The 2,926-nt window shown below is 68.3% G+C and carries 4 protein-coding genes; 1 reads left to right on the forward strand and 3 read right to left on the reverse strand.

The features are described 5' to 3' along the window. Together ACIPEK_RS46420 and ACIPEK_RS46425 are read right to left on the reverse strand one after the other, a co-directional pair. Positions 1-930: helix-turn-helix domain-containing protein (locus ACIPEK_RS46420; RefSeq protein WP_402009023.1), on the reverse strand; the 930-nt coding region annotated here is incomplete at its 3' end. A 429-nt stretch (positions 931-1,359) separates the two neighbouring features. Continuing rightward, positions 1,360-1,902: a hypothetical protein gene (locus tag ACIPEK_RS46425; RefSeq protein ID WP_402009026.1), complete on the reverse strand. Its 543-nt coding sequence runs from the start codon at positions 1,900-1,902 to the stop codon at positions 1,360-1,362. 345 nt (positions 1,903-2,247) lie between these two features. Here ACIPEK_RS46425 and ACIPEK_RS46430 point away from each other — a divergent pair, with 345 nt between their 5' ends. Then, entirely contained in the window at positions 2,248-2,613 is a 366-nt protein-coding gene (locus ACIPEK_RS46430) for a DUF4440 domain-containing protein (RefSeq protein WP_402009029.1), read from the forward strand. A 128-nt stretch (positions 2,614-2,741) separates the two neighbouring features. Here ACIPEK_RS46430 and ACIPEK_RS46435 read toward each other — a convergent pair. Next, the coding region (locus tag ACIPEK_RS46435; RefSeq protein WP_402009031.1) for a hypothetical protein at positions 2,742-2,926 on the reverse strand (185 nt) is incomplete at its 5' end.

The following is a 2,926-nucleotide window of genomic DNA, read 5'->3' on the forward strand; positions in this document are numbered from 1 at the left end:
TGTGTGCAGTTCGGTGCGGCAGTCGCGGCAGTGGCCGGGGTGGTGGGAGCGGAAGGCGCGGTCGCAGTGGTCGCAGTTCTGGAGGGGGATGACGATGACGCCAGGGCGTGCGGGTCCGAGGTCCTGGGCTCCCGGCAGCGGCGGTGGCAGGAGCGCCGTGATCCGGTGGCGCAGAAGCTTGGCTGGGTGCTTCAGGAGGTTCGGGAGGTCGGTGGTGAGGGCGTGGCGGATGGTGTCGGGGTGGGCGTCGCGTTCGAGCCAGGTGGCGACGCCGGGGGTGAGGATGTGGATGTCGTTCTCGGCGAGGGTGAGTTGGGGTGTGTGGCGGCGCAGGTCGGCGAGGAGTGCGGTGGCCATGCGCTGAAGCTCCGGCGTGAGCTCCTGCGGCTGGGGGAGCGGCGGAGGCGGCGTTGTGCGCGCGGTGGGGGCCGGTACGGGGACGGGCTGCGGCGGTGGCGTGGGTGCTGGGGGTGGTGCGGGGCGCGGCTCGGGAGCGGTTACGCGTGGCGGTGGTGCGGGCAGCGGGGCCGGCTCGTCGGGAACCGTTCGGGGCTGAGGGGCTGCGCCGGGCTGGTTGTACGAGACGGTGCGGGTGATGATGCGGCCGTCGGCGAGGCGTACGCGGCTGCGGTGCAGGTAGCCGGTGGCTTCGAGTTCGCGCAGTGCGGCGGCGATGCGGGTTTCGCTCTCGGGGAAGCGGTCGGCGAGGTGCTTGATGCCGATCTTGGCTCCGGCGGGGAGCGACTGGATGTGGGTGGCGAGCCCGATCGCGGTGAGGGAGAGTCCGCGGTGCTGGGCGAGGTGGTTGCCGATGACGGTGAAGCCGGCGGCGTGCCGGACATTGATGTGGATGACACCGGATGACGGTGTGGCGCCCCCGGATGCGGGGGACAGGGCGCACTGGGGCGCGGTAATCTGCGGGGTACCCATCGGGAAGCTCCGTACTTCCTCGGTGGTCAGGCCCTCGGTCGAGACTGCAATCTCGTCGGGGGCCGTCGCATGTCTGTAGTTGTCGCGGCGAGCATATGCCAGCCAACCCGTGTGAAATCCAGCCCAGTTGCCCTATGTCACCCGCGCGAGTGACGGGGCCGGGTGGGGGCGGGTTTGGGTGGGGAGGGTGATTTCCCCAGGTTCTTCAAAGCTTTATGTGTCGTGGGACGCGGCGACGTGGCCTACCGGGTCGTGGGTCTCCGCGACCCGGTGGAGCGGTCACGGTACGAGGCTGAGATCGGCCCAGATCGTCTTGCGGGGGACGGGCCCGATGCCGGTTCCGGATGTCCGTTGCCAATGAATCCAGCCCGCTTGTCATCAAACCCAGTCGACCGACATGGGGGCAAGGTTCTCAAACAGGGCGCTGTTTCAAGACGCCATAACCCGGCTGCGCGGGGAGCGGTGACGGCGGTAGTAGGAGACGGTGACGGCGGCGAGCAGGGGGCCCCACAGGACCAGCGGTTGGTAGAGGATGCCGACCACGAGGTCGCCGGTGTCCGTCATGCCATTGTGCGGGTACGTCCACCACCAGGGAACATTGGCCCACATCACGGTCAGTGCCACTGCGCCGAGGGCGGCTGGGACGACGGCGGCCATCGGGCGCACGGCGCGCCCTCCGATCAGCGGTATCCAGCGCGGCACGACCTCGCCCCAGGGCCGCACCAGACCGATCGTCAGGAAGGCAAGAAGCTCGCAGACCACGCTCAGCGTCAGCATCCAGACCTTCGCGCCGAGCGTCTCGAAGTCCGCGAAGCTCTCGTCCAGGTAGCCGGCCGGATAGCCGAGCACCAGGACGATCCGCCATAACCCGCTCGGCAGTACGACCAAGGTGGTCAGATGCGCGGCCCAGACCGCCCAACGGGGCGGCGGTGCAACGGAGTTTGCGGCCGTGGCGGCGTCCGGAGTGCTCATGTGACTCATCCTGCCGTCCCACCCATCGCGTTCCATCAGCCTCTGCGCCTGCTCCAGTTGGTCCGCTGGGCTGACGCCTGGCCTGCGTGACCGCGCCGCAAGGCGGACCGGCCGTCAGACTTCGAGAGGATGTGCGCAGCAAAGTGCGTCCGTACTTGCTGAGATCTGCCGACGACTGGGTTCAGTGACAAGCGGGCTGGATTCATTGGCGACGGACAGTAGAGGCAGTTGGTGATCAACCCCGCCATGAATGTTGACGGGAGACGACGTCATCGCCGGTGTCGCTGCTTGCGTTGCGCGAACTATTCGCTGTGACGTGACGAGGGACGTCCGTAGGGTTCGTGCATGACAGACGAGAGCGAGCGGGCCGTTCAAGCGGCCATTGAGGCAGAGATGCGGCTTCTCGACCCTGCAGTGCGTGCTTCGGCGGCCCTGGTCTCGGAGCTCCTGGACCCGGAGTTCCTCGAGATCGGAGCGTCGGGGCGGCGCTGGGACGCGAAGTCGATTCTCGCGGTGACGAGTGACGGTTCGGTGGCCCCCGAAGCTCCGGTCAAGGTCAGCGATATGTCGGGGGCCGTACTCGCTCCCGGCATTGTTCATCTGACTTACTTCGCCGACCACAGCGGGCGCCGAGCATGGCGGAGCTCCGTGTGGCGTCTGACGGAAGTGGGCTGGCGCATGTATTTCCACCAGGGCACTTTGACGAGCTAGGTCCGGTGACGGCCCCGACGCACCGCGGCCCGCGTCCTGTTCCGGCCCTCGGACGTGCGGGGAGCCGTGAACGGTATGCGGGCATGCGGGCAGGAGGGACGCAGTCACCGTGAGCCACCGGGGCGGGGCTACTCCTCGGCGAAGACTTCCTCTGTGGTGGTGGCGGTGGCGGCGCGGTTGAGCCACTGGTGCAGGAGCTGAGGGTCGTCGCAGCCGGTGATCTTCTTGCGGGTCTCGTCGGTGATGGCGATACCGCGCGCGTGGAGGACGAGCAGGAGTCCTTCGGCTCGACCTTCGGCTCGACCTTCGGCTC

It is taken from the genome of Streptomyces sp. NPDC088246 (genome assembly GCF_044741025.1).
In the GTDB taxonomy this organism is placed as follows: domain Bacteria; phylum Actinomycetota; class Actinomycetes; order Streptomycetales; family Streptomycetaceae; genus Streptomyces.